14 protein-coding genes are annotated in these 12,924 nt (G+C 68.2%); 7 read left to right on the top strand and 7 right to left on the bottom strand.

All coding sequences use genetic code 11. The annotated features are described in order from the left end of the window. Positions 1–296 precede the first annotated feature (296 nt). Both hemA and murI read right to left on the bottom strand, forming a co-directional pair. Positions 297–1,541, bottom strand: a complete 1,245-nt coding sequence (gene hemA / locus ASG37_RS08820) for a 5-aminolevulinate synthase (protein ID WP_055758385.1) — start codon at positions 1,539–1,541, stop codon at positions 297–299. 306 nt (positions 1,542–1,847) lie between these two features. Beyond that, on the bottom strand, positions 1,848–2,645 hold the full coding sequence (gene murI / locus ASG37_RS08815) for a glutamate racemase (protein ID WP_055758805.1): 798 nt from the start codon (positions 2,643–2,645) through the stop codon (positions 1,848–1,850). Between the two features lie 143 nt (positions 2,646–2,788). On the opposite strand from murI, the gene plsY reads away from it, so the two are divergent. Together plsY and dprA are read left to right on the top strand one after the other, a co-directional pair. Beyond that, positions 2,789–3,355: a glycerol-3-phosphate 1-O-acyltransferase PlsY gene (gene plsY / locus ASG37_RS18040; RefSeq protein WP_055758382.1), complete on the top strand. Its 567-nt coding sequence runs from the start codon at positions 2,789–2,791 to the stop codon at positions 3,353–3,355. Next, on the top strand, positions 3,348–4,439 hold the full coding sequence (gene dprA, locus ASG37_RS08805; RefSeq protein ID WP_055758379.1) for a DNA-processing protein DprA: 1,092 nt from the start codon (positions 3,348–3,350) through the stop codon (positions 4,437–4,439). The genes plsY and dprA overlap by 8 nt, the downstream gene beginning before the upstream one ends. A gap of 50 nt (positions 4,440–4,489) precedes the next feature. Here the strand turns inward: dprA and ASG37_RS17325 are convergent, their stop codons facing one another. Further along, the gene (locus ASG37_RS17325) at positions 4,490–4,732 is read right to left on the bottom strand and encodes a type II toxin-antitoxin system RelE/ParE family toxin (RefSeq protein WP_235525157.1); all 243 of its coding nucleotides are present in this window, start codon (positions 4,730–4,732) and stop codon (positions 4,490–4,492) included. After that, positions 4,729–5,097: an antitoxin of toxin-antitoxin stability system gene (locus ASG37_RS08800; RefSeq protein WP_235525156.1), complete on the bottom strand. Its 369-nt coding sequence runs from the start codon at positions 5,095–5,097 to the stop codon at positions 4,729–4,731. The genes ASG37_RS17325 and ASG37_RS08800 overlap by 4 nt, the downstream gene beginning before the upstream one ends. 78 nt (positions 5,098–5,175) lie before the next feature. Here ASG37_RS08800 and topA point away from each other — a divergent pair, with 78 nt between their 5' ends. Next, a complete protein-coding gene (gene topA / locus ASG37_RS08795; RefSeq protein WP_055758372.1) occupies positions 5,176–7,776 on the top strand; it encodes a type I DNA topoisomerase in 2,601 nt (866 codons plus the stop codon). 175 nt (positions 7,777–7,951) lie between these two features. On the opposite strand, the gene ASG37_RS08790 is transcribed toward topA, so the two are convergent. After that, a complete protein-coding gene (locus ASG37_RS08790; RefSeq protein WP_235525155.1) occupies positions 7,952–8,224 on the bottom strand; it encodes a hypothetical protein in 273 nt (90 codons plus the stop codon). Between the two features lie 168 nt (positions 8,225–8,392). On the opposite strand from ASG37_RS08790, the gene ASG37_RS08785 reads away from it, so the two are divergent. After that, positions 8,393–9,397: a TrmJ/YjtD family RNA methyltransferase gene (locus tag ASG37_RS08785; protein ID WP_082448142.1), complete on the top strand. Its 1,005-nt coding sequence runs from the start codon at positions 8,393–8,395 to the stop codon at positions 9,395–9,397. Between the two features lie 123 nt (positions 9,398–9,520). On the opposite strand, the gene ASG37_RS08780 is transcribed toward ASG37_RS08785, so the two are convergent. Further along, positions 9,521–9,832 (bottom strand): chorismate mutase, encoded by a 312-nt coding sequence (locus ASG37_RS08780; protein ID WP_055758370.1) that lies wholly within the window; start codon positions 9,830–9,832, stop codon positions 9,521–9,523. A gap of 123 nt (positions 9,833–9,955) precedes the next feature. Between ASG37_RS08780 and ASG37_RS08775 the strand changes: the two genes are divergently transcribed. The 3 genes from ASG37_RS08775 (at position 9,956) to ASG37_RS08765 (ending at position 11,964) form a co-directional block, all read left to right on the top strand. Continuing rightward, on the top strand, positions 9,956–10,192 hold the full coding sequence (locus tag ASG37_RS08775; protein ID WP_055758367.1) for a hypothetical protein: 237 nt from the start codon (positions 9,956–9,958) through the stop codon (positions 10,190–10,192). A gap of 387 nt (positions 10,193–10,579) precedes the next feature. Next, a complete protein-coding gene (rpsD, locus tag ASG37_RS08770; protein WP_055758364.1) occupies positions 10,580–11,191 on the top strand; it encodes a 30S ribosomal protein S4 in 612 nt (203 codons plus the stop codon). 203 nt (positions 11,192–11,394) lie between these two features. Beyond that, positions 11,395–11,964 (top strand): hypothetical protein, encoded by a 570-nt coding sequence (locus tag ASG37_RS08765; RefSeq protein WP_055758359.1) that lies wholly within the window; start codon positions 11,395–11,397, stop codon positions 11,962–11,964. A gap of 371 nt (positions 11,965–12,335) precedes the next feature. Here ASG37_RS08765 and ASG37_RS08760 read toward each other — a convergent pair whose 3' ends face one another. After that, on the bottom strand, positions 12,336–12,890 hold the full coding sequence (locus ASG37_RS08760; protein ID WP_082448140.1) for a septal ring lytic transglycosylase RlpA family protein: 555 nt from the start codon (positions 12,888–12,890) through the stop codon (positions 12,336–12,338). Between the last annotated feature and the right edge of the window lie 34 nt (positions 12,891–12,924).

Genomic DNA, 12,924 nt, shown 5'->3' with positions numbered 1-12,924 from the left:
GTGACGATACGAAGAGGAAGGTCGGCTCGCGCAGAGGCGCAGAGAGGATTCGGACGCGGCAGTGTCCTTCGTGAATTCCGGTCCCATCTACCTTGAAACAAGGCGTTATCCCAGCGAAGGCTGGGATTTCCCGGGGCTGGTGCGCGACAGGAGCCGCTTGAGGCCCCAGCCTTCGCTGGGGCGACGCCTCGATCAAACGGTATGAAACGACCGTGAGCCGCAACCCCTCCGCGCCTCCGCGCGAACCTAAATTCTTCTACTTCTCCGAACTTCGCGACCTCCGCGCGAACCTGAAATCAGGCCGCCTTGCGCAACTCCAGCCGGCCCCAGATCTCGACCAGCGCCGCCGTCAGGTCGCGCATCATCGCCTCGTCATGCGCCGGCCCCGGCGTGAAGCGCAGCCGTTCGGTCCCGCGCGGCACCGTCGGATAATTGATCGGCTGCACATACACGCCATATTCGCGCAACAGGATGTCGCTGATCCGCTTGGCCTTCACCGGATCGCCGACCATCAGCGGCACGATATGCGTGGTCGTATCCATCACCGGCAGCCCGGCGTCGGCGAACAGCGCCTTGAGCGTGCCCGCCGCCGCCTGCTGCCCGTCGCGCTCGGCACACGATGCCTTCAGATGCCGCACGCTGGCCAGCGCGCCTGCGACCAGCACGGGCGACAGCGAGGTCGTGAAAATGAACCCCGGCGCGTACGACCGGATCACGTCGATCACCGTGCGATCGGCGGCGATATAGCCGCCCATCACCCCGAACGCCTTGCCCAGCGTCCCCTCGACGATCGTCAGCCGGTCGGCCGCGTCGTCACGCTCCGAAATGCCGCCGCCGCGCGCGCCGTACATGCCCACCGCATGCACCTCGTCGAGATAGGTCAGCGCATTATACTTGTCGGCCAGATCGCAGATCGCGTGGATCGGCGCGACGTCGCCGTCCATCGAATAGACGCTCTCGAACGCGATCAGCTTCGGGACGGCGGGGTCCTCGGCGGCCAGCAGTTCTTCCAGATGATGCAGGTCGTTATGGCGGAACACCCGCTTCTCGCAGCCCGAATGGCGGATGCCGGCGATCATCGACGCATGGTTCAGCTCGTCGGAAAAGATCACGCAGCCCGGCAGCACCCGCGCCAGCGTCGACAGCGTCGCCTCGTTCGACACATAGCCGCTGGTGAACAGCAGCGCGGCTTCCTTGCCGTGCAGGTCGGCGAGTTCGGTTTCCAGATCGATATGATAATGGGTGTTGCCACCGATGTTGCGCGTACCGCCCGACCCTGCGCCGACGTCGTGCAGCGCTTCCTCCATCGCCGCGATGACGGCGGGATGCTGCCCCATCGCGAGATAGTCGTTCGAGCACCATACGGTGATCGGCTTCGGCCCGTTGTGCCCGGCGAAGCAGCGCGCGTTGGGGAATTGCCCCTTGTTACGCAGGATGTCGATAAAGACGCGGTAGCGCCCTTCCTCGTGCAGACGATCGATCGCCTGGGCGAAGACACGGTTATAATCGACCGAGCGGGCCGGACGTGCGTCGATGCTCATGGGGCGCGGGTGTACCCGCTGAAACAAGGCGTTGCCAGCGGATAAAAGCGGTCACGCTGATCGCCGGGGTTGGACATATTGTCCCATCCGTGGCGCGGGATAGTCGGCTTCACGCGAGGAAGAAGATTTGGTTCGCACGGAGGCGCGGAGGCGCAGAGAGGACCCGGACGCGGCAGCGTCCCTCCCAATCCGACAGTGCGGCACAGACCAGCGCCATGCGGCGCAAAACGACCGTGCGCCACACCCCCTCCGCGCCTCTGCGCCTCTGCGCGAACCAAATCTTTTTCTTCGCGTGAACCCGAATCGCTACAGCGCCTCGACCACCCCGAACCCGCGCGACCGCAACGCCGCACCCAGCACCGCCTCCCGCTCCCCCAGCCGCGTGAACACCAGCGTCCCCGGCGAAGGCGTCCCCGGAAACGCCTGCCCTTCCGTCAACGCCACGATCCGCCGCGCGATTCCCGGCCCGCCATCAATGAACGCAACGCCCGGCAGCACCACGCGCATCGCGTCCTCCAGCAGCGGGAAATGCGTGCAGGCGTTGACGATCACGTCGATCCGCCCGCCCCCCGCCTGCCCCGCCAGCCCGTCCAGTTCCGCCGCCACCGCCCCCTCGGGCAGCGCCACCCCCGCCAGCGCCGCCTCGGCCAGTTCGACCAGCGCCGCCGATCCATGCCGCAGCACGGTGCAGTCCGCCGCGAAGCGCGCCGCCAGATCGTCGACATAGGGCTGGCGCACCGTCGCCTGCGTGCCGAGCACCCCGATCACGCGGCTCCGGCTCATCAGCGCGGCGGGCTTGATCGCCGGCACGGTCCCCACCACCGGCACATCGAGCGCCGCGCGCACTGCGCCCAGCGCGATCGTCGAGGCGGTGTTGCACGCGATCACCACCAGCCTGGGCCGATACCGTTCGACCAGCCGCCCGAGCAGCGCGGGCACCCGCGCCGCGATCTCACCCTCGCCCCGCGTGCCATAGGGAAACCCGGCCGAATCGGCGGCATAGACGATCGGCGCGTTCGGCAGCAGCGCCAGCGTCGGCGTCACCACCGACAGACCGCCCACGCCTGAATCGAAGAACAGGATCGGTCGTATCGCCTGCGTCATGATCGTATCCGTACCCTCGGCGCGTCCGGCGCACCCGCCGCGTTGCAAGAAATCCTCCATTCCCTTACCTTGGCCCGCGTTGACGGCAAGTTCAGGGGGCATCACTGCCGAGCGAAATCATCTGGTGGCCGCCGGTCGCGGCGATGCTGATCGGCTATGTACTGGGATCGATTCCGTGGGGAATCCTGCTCACCCGCATCGCCGGCGCGGGCGATCTGCGTTCGATCGGGTCGGGCAACATCGGTGCCACCAACGTCCTGCGTACCGGCCGCAAGGGGCTGGCCGCCGCCACGCTGCTGCTCGATCTGTTGAAGGGCGCCGCCGCCGTCGGACTCGTCGCCGCGCTGTTTCCCGGCGAGCAACTGGTCGCGGGCGCGGCGGCGTTCATCGGCCATTGCTATCCGCCGTGGCTGCGCTTTCGCGGCGGCAAGGGCGTGGCGACGATGATGGGCGTCGTCGTCGCGCTGCACCCGTTGAGCGGCCTTGCCTATGCCGTCGTCTGGCTCGGGCTGCTCGGCACACTGCGCATCTCGTCGGTCGCGGGCATGGCGGCGGCGGTCGCCGCGCCGGTCGCGGCGGCGGCGGCGGGCCGGTTCGATCTGGTGCTGCTGTTCCTCGGGCTGGCCGCGATCGTGCTGTGGAAACACCGCGAGAATATCGACCGGCTGCTGGTCGGCACCGAACCCCGGATCGGCCGCAAGCGTGACTGACAGCGCGGCGCGCTTCGCGGCGCTCCGCCTGATCCGCTCGGCCAATGTCGGCCCCGTTACCTTTCGCGCGCTGATCGATCGCTACGGCGATGCGATTCGCGCGATCGACGCGCTGCCCGCGCTCGCCGCGCGCGGTGGCGGCCGCCCGCCGCTGCTGGCCGACGAGGCCATCGTCCGGCGCGAGATCGCCGCCGTCCGTTCGCTGGGCGGGCGCTATCTGCTGCTCGGCGATCCCGACTATCCGCCGCTCCTCGCCGAACTGGACACTGCGCCGCCCGCGCTGATCGTGCGTGGCGACCTCTCGCTGCCCGCCCGGCCCTGCGTGGCGCTGGTCGGCGCGCGCAACGCCTCGGCGGCGGCGGTGCGATTCGCACGCGGGCTGGCCGAGGAACTGGGCGCAGGCGGTTTCGTCGTCGTTTCCGGCCTCGCGCGCGGCATCGACACGGCGGCGCACGGCGGGGCGATCGGCCATGCCACGATCGGCGTCATCGCCAGCGGCATCGACGTGGTGTTCCCGCCCGAGAACCGCGATTTGCAGGAAGCGGTGGCGACGCAGGGCCTGCTCGTCGCCGAACAGCCGCCCGGCACCCAACCGCTCGCCCGCCACTTCCCCTCGCGCAACCGCATCATCGCCGGCCTGTCGCTTGGCACCGTCGTGATCGAGGCTGCACCCAAGTCCGGCTCGCTCATCACCGCCCGGCTGGCGGGTGAAGCGGGGCGCGAGGTGATGGCCGTCCCCGGATCGCCGCTCGATCCGCGCGCCCAAGGGTGCAACCTGCTGATCCGCGAAGGCGCGACGCTGGTCCAGACCGCCGCCGACGTCGCCGAAATGCTCCGCCCGATCGACCCGCGCGCGCTCCGCGCGCCCGGTAGCGGTTATGTGCCGCAACCCGCCACCCCGGCCGACGCCGACGACGGCGACCGCAGCCGGATCACGACGCTGCTCGGCCCGGTGCCGGTCGCGGTCGACGAATTGGTCCGCCAGTCGGGCCGCCCCACCGCCATCGTCCAGACGGTGTTGCTGGAGTTGGAACTGGCCGGACGGCTGGAGCGGCACGCGGGGGGACGGGTTAGTCTTGGCTGAACCGGGCGATCAATCGATCGTCGGCGGCCACTGACGGGCCGCATGAACGATCACGAGGATCCAGACGCACTCCCCGAAAATCTCATAGACGATGCGGTAGCTGGGATGGGGTGAAGCTCTCTGGTGCCGTCGACAGCGCCGGGATGCCCGAGGTGCGGAAATTCGTGAAGCCGCGACACGGTGGCCGCGATCGCTTCGTCGATTCGTATCGCCGCACGCGGGTTGCGCTCTGCCAGATAGTCCCAGATCGCCAGTCGATCCGCTTCGGCCTGCGCCGTCCAGCGAACCCTCATATCCGATCGACAAGCCCCGCCCGGCGCCGGGCAAAGTCGGCCGACACCGCGGAGTCGTCACGCCCTTCGTCGCGACCGATCGCCTCGCGGGCGATGGCGACCTTGCGGGCGACGAACGCGGCATGATCGCGCGCATCCTCCTGCCGGTCGATATACTCGCGCATCAACTCGCGGACGACCTGCGACGCGGGGCGGTGCGCGGCTTCGGCCGCCGCTGCGAACGCACTCCGCAATTCCGGCTCGATCTTCATGGTGAATACCGCTGCCTTCGTCATTCGCGCCTCCGGATAGATACTGACGATGTATATACCCCGGGCAGCCGCCGCAACGGGCCGGGCCATCACCCTGTCATGTTGCAGGCCCATCGCATCCACCCGACTTGACGCCACCCCCCGCCGCTCCCCACTCTCGCACGTACACGTAAGGGATCGTTCGCCACCGCCATGCAGCTCGTCATCGTCGAATCGCCCGCCAAGGCGAAGACCATCGAAAAATACCTCGGGTCGGACTATCGCGTCCTCGCCTCCTACGGCCATGTCCGCGACCTGCCGCCCAAGGACGGATCGGTGAAGCCCGACGACGGCTTTGCGATGGATTGGGAAACCTACGCCGACAAGACCAAGCAGTTGAAGGCGATCACCGATCTCGCCAAGACCGCCGACCGCCTGATCCTCGCGACCGATCCCGATCGTGAGGGCGAGGCGATTAGCTGGCATGTGCAGGAAGTGCTGCGCAAGCGCCGCGCGCTACCCAAGGAAGTCGAACGGGTCACGTTCAACGCGATCACCAAGCCGGCGATCCTCGCGGCGATGAAGGCCCCGCGCGAGCTCGATACCGACCTGATCGATGCGTATCGCGCGCGCCGCGCGCTCGACTATCTCGTCGGCTTCACCCTGTCGCCGGTGCTGTGGCGCAAGCTGCCCGGCGCCAAGTCGGCCGGCCGCGTCCAGTCGGTGGCGCTCAGGCTGCTGGTCGAGCGCGAGCGCGAGATCGAGACGTTCATCGCGCAGGAATATTGGTCGGTCATCGCCAAGATGGAGGCCGACGGCACGCCGTTCGACGCGCGCCTCGTGAAATTGAAGGGCAAGAAGCTCGACCGCCTGTCGCTGGGCGATGCCGGATCGGCCGAGGTCGCCAAGGCGGCGGTCGTCGACGGCCGCTTCACCGTCATTAATGTCGAGACGAAGCCCGCGACGCGCAACCCGCCGCCGCCCTTCACCACCTCGACGCTGCAACAGGAAGCCGCGCGCAAGCTGGGCTTCGCCGCCAGCCACACGATGCGGATCGCGCAGAGCCTCTACGAAGACGGCGCGATCACCTATATGCGGACCGACGGCGTCCAGATGGATGGATCGGCGATCGACGCCGCGCGCGGCGCGATCGCCAAGCGCTACGACGGCAGCTACGTGCCGGACAAGCCGCGCCAGTATCAGGCGAAGGCCAAGAACGCGCAGGAAGCGCACGAGGCGATCCGCCCGACCGATTTTGCAAAGGACCGCGCCGGATCGGGCGACCACGGCCGCCTCTACGACCTCATCTGGAAGCGCGCCCTCGCCAGCCAGATGGCATCGGCGCGGATGGAGCGCACCGCCGTCGAACTGGAGGACCAGACCGGCCAGACCGGCCTGCGCGCCACCGGACAGGTCGTGCTCTTCCCCGGCTATCTCGCGCTGTACGAGGAAGGCCGCGACGATACGGCGGACGAGGATTCGCGCCGCCTTCCCCTGCTGCGCACCGGTGATGCCCCCGCCAAGAAGGACGTCGTCGCCGAACAGCATTTCACCCAGCCGCCACCGCGCTTCTCCGAAGCGTCGCTGGTCAAGCGGCTGGAGGAACTCGGCATCGGCCGTCCGTCGACCTATGCCTCGATCATTCAGGTGCTCAAGGATCGCGGCTATGTCCGCGTCGAGAAGAACCGCTTCTTCGCCGAGGAAACCGGGCGGCTGCTGACCGCCTTCCTCGAACGCTTCTTCGAGAAATATGTCGGCTACGACTTTACCGCCGAGCTGGAAGAAGAGCTCGACGACGTCTCGGGCGGCCGCGCCCAGTGGCAGGCGGTGCTCGAAGCCTTCTGGCGCGACTTCAAGCCGCGCACCTCGGAAGTGATGGAGCAACAACCCAGCGCCATCACCGCCGAGCTCGATCAGTTCCTGGGGTCCTACCTCTTCCCCGAACGGGCCGACGGCACCGATCCGCGCCTGTGCCCCAATTGCGGCGAGGGTCGCTTGGCGCTGCGCGGCGGCAAGTTCGGCGCGTTCGTCGCCTGCTCCAACTATCCCGAATGCAAATACACCCGCCGCTTCGCGCAGCCCGGCGGCGAGGAAGAAGGCGACTCGGGTCCCGAGGGCCTCGGCAAGGACCCGGCGACCGGCCTTGAGGTCGAGCGCAAGTCGGGTCGCTTCGGTCCGTACATCCAGTTGGGCGACGGCAAGGAGGCCAAGCGCGCCTCGATCCCCAAAGATATTGGCGAACTGACTCTGGAGTGGGCGCTGAAACTGCTCAGCCTGCCACGCACGATCGGCAACCACCCCGAAACGGGCGAGCCGATCGAGGCGGCGATCGGGCGCTACGGCCCGTATCTGAAACACGCCGGCAAATATGCCCGGTTGCAGACGACCGCCGACGTGTTCGAAACGGGAATGAACGCCGCCGTGGTCAAGCTCGCCGAAGCGGCGGCGGGCGGCGGGCGCGCGGCACGCGGCGCGGCGAAGGAACCGCTGCGCGTGCTGGGCATCCATCCCCGCACCGAGATCGAGTTGAAACTGATGGAAGGCCGCTACGGCCCCTACATCACCGACGGCACGACCAACGCGACGGTGCCCAAGTCGATCGACCCGCAGGCGCTCACGCTGGAGGAAGCCGCGCAACTGATCGACGACCGCGCCGCCGCCGCCCCGGCCAAGGGCAAGAAGAAGGCCCCGGCCAAGAAAGCCGCGCCGAAGAAGGCCGCCGCAAAGAAGGCCGACGCCGCCGACGCCCCGGCGAAAAAACCGGTGGCGAAGAAACCCGCCGCGAAGAAGGCCGCACCCAAAAAGGCCGAGTAGCCCCCCTTCCCTCTCCCCTTCAGGGGAGAGGGATGCGCAGACTTGGTCCTTGCAAAGCAAGGGCCTAGTCGGAGCTGGGAGAGGGGAAGCGCTCGCGAATGCGAGCGCGCGAGCCTCAGGCTCGCTTCGCCCCTCTCCCCTGTCCGGGGAGAGGGCAACACCACAATGCCGCCGCTCAGTTAACCCGCGCACCCATCGCGACGAACGCCCGCGCGGCCTTCTGCGCCTGCGCAATCTGCCGCGCGGTCATGTCGGTCGCGATCTCGCTGCGCCATTCCTGCGCGGTGTCGAGGCCGGACATCGCCGCCAGATTGAACCACTTGTGCGCCTCGACCAGATCGATCCGTGTGTCGTCGGTCCCGCTCGAATAGCGGATGCCGAGGTCCAGCCAGCGCAATCCCTCGTCGCCCGAATGCAGGCGATGCGCGCCCTTCAAGCTCTGCCCCATGTCACAACCCCTGTTCACCAGGCCCTGTCCATCGCGAGCCTTTTGGTACGGAGGTTTGATTACCGGACATGGTGTTGAACAATGGTTAACGCCGCCGCCCACCGTCCAAAGGGATGACGTGTCCGTCCCCCTTCCCCCCGCCGCCCACCGGCGGTATCGAACGCGGCCATGTTCCACGCCTATATCCTGCGCTGCGCCGACGGCAGCTATTTCACCGGCCACACCGACGATCTCGACCGCGCCGTCGCCGCACATGGCGCGGGCGACGTGCTCGGCCATACGCAGGACCGCCTGCCCGTCGAGCTGATGTGGAGCGAGGGGTTCGACCACGAAGCCGATGCACTAGCCCGCGTCGAACAGGTCGGCGAATGGTCGCGCAAGAAGAAGGAAGGGCTGTTCCGCGGTGACTGGTCGACCGTCTCGGCGCAGCATCGCGGCGACCCCGCACCGCTCCGCAGCGACGCGCCGGTCATCGTCCTCGTCCGCCCGCAACTGGGGCAGAACATCGGCAAGGCGGCGCGCGCCATGCTGAACTTCGGTCTGGTCGAGATGCGCCTCGTCGCCCCGCGTGACGGCTGGCCCAACCCCGAAGCCGGTCCCGCCGCCAGCGGCGCGGATCAGGTGCTGCGCAACGCGGTGGTGTACGAAACCGTCGCCGAGGCGGTCGCCGACTGCGCGCACGTCTATGCGACCACCGTGCGCAAGCGCGGCATCACCAAACCGGTGGTGACGCCCGAGGCGGCGGCAACCGCGATCCGCGCGGAGGGCGGCCGCTCCGCGATCCTGTTCGGCCCGGAGCGCTCCGGCCTGGAAACCGACGACGTGGCGCTTGCCCGCACTATCCTGACCGTGCCGATCAACCCCGAATTCGGCTCGCTCAATCTGGCGCAGGCGGTGATCCTCGTTGCGTATGAATGGTCGAAGGGCGAGGGGCTGGCCAGCCCGCCGGTCGTCGATCTCGGCGAACCCGCCCCGCACGAGGAGCTGGAGGGAATGATCGGCCAGCTCGACGACATGCTGGAGGCGGCACGGTTCTTCTATCCGCCCGAACGCGCCGTCACCTCGCGCCGCACGCTGCGCACCCTGCTCACCAAGGCCGGCTGGACCTCGCAGGAAGTCCGCACGATGCGCGGCGTCCTGTCGGCGCTGGACGGGGCAAAGCGCCGCCGGTAACTTCCTGCTTCCCGTCATTCCGGCGCAGGCCGGAATCCATGGACAGGCGAGGTTTGCGATGGAGCCGCTACGGCCCGTATCCGTGGATTCAGGCCTGCGCCGGAATGACGGGTGCGTTGTGGCTTACCCCCGCGTCGCGTCGAACCGCGCCAGTTCATGGGCGATCGACGCCTCGACCAGCGCTTCCCACAGCTCGCCGATCGCCGCCTCGGGAGCACCCGCCGCGACCGCCGCCGCACGCGCATTGGCGATGACCTGCGCTTTCCGCGCCTCGTCGCGTACCGCGCCGCGGTCCGGCTTGATCCGCGCGGCGGCGTCCATATAGCCGAAGCGCCGCGCCAGCAGCGCCACCAGCTCGCGGTCGAGGCTGTCGACGCCAGCGCGGACCTCGGCCATGGTGGTGCAGTCGGCGGGCGGCAGGATCTTGGTCGTCATGGCCACCCGCTTTAGCGTCGCGAACGCCGCTGTCGACCGTCTCGCGACCAACCGGTTGCCCCGCGCATCCCACTCTGCTTGTATCGGGTCCGGCCCGCGCGCCACATCGAAGGACCCTGCCCCATGTCGACCGCCCTCCTGCTCGCAGCCCTCCTCGCGCAAGCGCCGACGCCACCCGCCGCACCGGTGCCGCCCAAGAACCCGAACGAGCGCATATGTCGCAAGATGCCCGCCCCCACCGGATCGCGCGTCGCCGCCAAGCGCGAATGCCACAGCGCGACCGAATGGGCGGCGATCGATGCGGCGAACAACACCGACGTCGAACAGATGCGCCGCCGCACCAGCCGCCAGAATTATTGAGGGCGGACCGACGTTCGGCTTCTCCCCTCCCTGACAAGGGAGGGGCCGGGGGTGGGTTGGCCGGTTGTGGAGCGCGTCCGTTCCTTAACGGCCCGACCCACCCCCAACCCCTCCCTGCCAGGGAGGGGAGCAAGGTTGCCGGCGCTCAGCCCGGATGTCGATCGACCCTGACGCCCTGTTCAAAAACCCGCGATTGCGCGCCTCGCGGCTGCCAATCCCACCCCCGCCTTGACTCCACCGCCCCCGCCGTCTAACCGCGCCGCTTCGCAATTTGGCCCCGCACCCCGGTGAAGCGGTGGCCCCGGCATTCGCCGGCCGCGAAGACCGGGACTCGCGATCACCCTGCCGGGTGGTCAAACGTCATACGCAATTGCATTGGAAATACCCATGTCGAAGCGCTCCAGCGCCAAGTACAAGCTCGATCGCCGTCTTGGCGAGAATATCTGGGGTCGCCCCAAGAGCCCGGTCAACAAGCGCGAATACGGCCCCGGCCAGCATGGCCAGCGCCGCAAGGGCAAGATGTCGGACTTCGGCATCCAGCTCCGCGCCAAGCAGAAGCTCAAGGGCTATTACGGCGACGTCACCGAAAAGCAGTTCAAGCGCACCTACGAAGAAGCGTCGCGCATGAAGGGCGATACCGGCCAGAACCTGATCGGCCTGCTCGAACAGCGCCTCGACATGATCGTGTACCGCGCGAAGTTCGCGCCGACGGTGTGGGCCGCGCGCCAGCTCGTCAGCCACGGCCACGTCCGCGTCAACGGCGTGAAGTGCAACATCGCGTCGCGCCGCTGCTTCGTCGGCGACGAGATCTCGCTCGGCACCAAGGCGCAGGAAATGGCGCTGGTCCTCGAAGCGCAGCAGCTCGCCGAGCGTGACATCCCCGAGTACATCGGCGCCGAAGGCACCAAGGTGACGTTCACCCGCGTTCCCACGCTGGACGAAGTGCCGTACCCGGTGAAGATGGAACCGAACCTGGTGGTGGAATTCTATTCGCGCTGAGCCAAGGTCCAGCAAAGCTGGACCGAGGCACTTCCTCAGCGCGACCGGCCGGCGGGGCGAAAAGCCCCGACCGACGACATGGGCTTCGCCCATGGCGCTGGCAGAAACAGAAAAGGGCGGCCCCGCAACGGGCCGCCCTTTTCGCATATACACCCCGCAACGCCTGCCGCATGTTCCACCCCGCTTCCCATCCGCGAGGTTCCATGCGTCACCCGTTACTCGCCCTGTCGGCCCTGTTCCTCACCCCCGTCGCGGCAGCGGCACAGAGCGCCGCGCCGACCGACAACCCCGAAATGGCCCGCCTGTTCGCCGAGGATCAGGCGGTCCGCACCAACATCACGCCTGCGCAGATGCGGGACATCCCCTTCGTTCGGAAGATGCTCGCCGACGATGCCGCGCGCCGCATCCGCGCCCGCACCCTGCTCGACACCGGCAAGCTGTCGACCGGCGAGGACTATTACGCCGCCGCCTTCGTGTTCCAGCATGGTGGCAAGCCCGAGGATTATCTCCTCGCCCATTCGCTCGCGCTGGCCGCCGTCGCGCGCGGCAAGGCGGGTGCAAGCTGGATCGCCGCCGCCACGCTCGACCGCTATCTGCAAATGATCGGCCAGAAGCAGATTTACGGCACGCAATCACGCCAGATGAACGGCCAGACGCCGACCCGCGACCCCTATGACCGCGCACTCGTTCCCGACAGCCTGCGTACCGCGCTCGGCGTACCGGTGCTGGCGGAGCAGGATAGGCAACTGGCGGAACAGGCCCCCGGCCGATAACCGCTGTCCTACACCCCGTCGATCCGCCAGGCTCTCCGCCGGCACCCTTGCAGGTGTCCGCTTTTTGACCCTGTCAGCCCCGTCCCGACGCCCTGGCCCTTGTTGCGAACGCTACGCAACAAATGCGTCGCTAGTGTAAACTTTGTAAACTTTGGCGGGGATCAGCGTCTGATTCACCTGCATCGGAACGTCGCCCCAGCGAAGGCTGGGGCATCCAGCGGCTCTTGTTGGGCATCAGCCCCGGGAGATCCCAGCCTTCGCTGGGATGACGCCTGTTTCAAGGTGGATGGATCATAGTATTGGCGGCCCCGCCGCTGGCCGGACGCGCCTGATGCGGCTCGACGCAGCTTCGCTACGCCTTGCCCGGCGCGTCAGAACCCCGCCGCCCGCAATTGTCCCCGCAAATTCGCCAGCGTCGCCGCATCGACCGGCGGCAACCCCAGCGCCGACTTGCCCTTACGCAGCCGCGCCCGGTCACGCTCGTCGGGCGAGACGATCCGCACCCGCACCGGCACCACCCCCGCGCGCGCCACCCCCAGCGCCTCGGCCGCGCCGCGCGACAGGTCGAGGATGCGCCCCTTACCGACGAACGGCCCGCGATCGTTCACCCGCACCACGATCCGCCGCCCGGTATCGAGCGCCGTCACCTCGACATAGCTGGGCAAGGGCAGCGTGGTGTGCGCCCCCGTCACCCAGTCGCTGCGAAACCGCTCGCCATTGGCGGTGCGCTTCCCCGACTCGGCACCGTACCAACTGGCCAGCCCCAGCATGTCGTATCCCGGATCGGCGGCGGGGACATAGGCGACCCCCCGCACCCGGTACGGCGCGCCGACCTTGATCGTGGCATCGCTGACCGGGCGATAGTCGCCCCCGGCACAGGCGGACAGCAGCAGGACGGCGAGCGGCAGGAGGAAACGAAGCGACATCGCCCGCCCTCTAGCGCCGATCGACATTCGACGA

The organism is Sphingomonas sp. Leaf407 (assembly GCF_001425385.1).
Classification (GTDB): Bacteria; Pseudomonadota; Alphaproteobacteria; order Sphingomonadales; family Sphingomonadaceae; genus Sphingomonas.
The sequence above is the reverse complement of the archived record's forward strand: the minus strand, read 5'-3'. Positions and strand labels throughout refer to the sequence as shown.

Bases quoted from the DNA above. Each gene is read 5' to 3' on its own strand.
- hemA (WP_055758385.1), bottom strand. From the start codon at position 1,541: ATGAGCATCGACGCACGTCCGGCCCGCTCGGTCGATTATAACCGTGTC.
- murI (WP_055758805.1), bottom strand. From the start codon at position 2,645: ATGACGCAGGCGATACGACCGATCCTGTTCTTCGATTCAGGCGTGGGC.
- plsY (WP_055758382.1), top strand. From the start codon at position 2,789: ATGCTGATCGGCTATGTACTGGGATCGATTCCGTGGGGAATCCTGCTC.
- ASG37_RS17325 (WP_235525157.1), bottom strand. From the start codon at position 4,732: ATGAGGGTTCGCTGGACGGCGCAGGCCGAAGCGGATCGACTGGCGATC.
- ASG37_RS08800 (WP_235525156.1), bottom strand. From the start codon at position 5,097: ATGGGCCTGCAACATGACAGGGTGATGGCCCGGCCCGTTGCGGCGGCT.
- topA (WP_055758372.1), top strand. From the start codon at position 5,176: ATGCAGCTCGTCATCGTCGAATCGCCCGCCAAGGCGAAGACCATCGAA.
- ASG37_RS08790 (WP_235525155.1), bottom strand. From the start codon at position 8,224: ATGGGGCAGAGCTTGAAGGGCGCGCATCGCCTGCATTCGGGCGACGAG.
- ASG37_RS08785 (WP_082448142.1), top strand. From the start codon at position 8,393: ATGTTCCACGCCTATATCCTGCGCTGCGCCGACGGCAGCTATTTCACC.
- ASG37_RS08780 (WP_055758370.1), bottom strand. From the start codon at position 9,832: ATGACGACCAAGATCCTGCCGCCCGCCGACTGCACCACCATGGCCGAG.
- ASG37_RS08775 (WP_055758367.1), top strand. From the start codon at position 9,956: ATGTCGACCGCCCTCCTGCTCGCAGCCCTCCTCGCGCAAGCGCCGACG.
- rpsD (WP_055758364.1), top strand. From the start codon at position 10,580: ATGTCGAAGCGCTCCAGCGCCAAGTACAAGCTCGATCGCCGTCTTGGC.
- ASG37_RS08765 (WP_055758359.1), top strand. From the start codon at position 11,395: ATGCGTCACCCGTTACTCGCCCTGTCGGCCCTGTTCCTCACCCCCGTC.
- ASG37_RS08760 (WP_082448140.1), bottom strand. From the start codon at position 12,890: ATGTCGCTTCGTTTCCTCCTGCCGCTCGCCGTCCTGCTGCTGTCCGCC.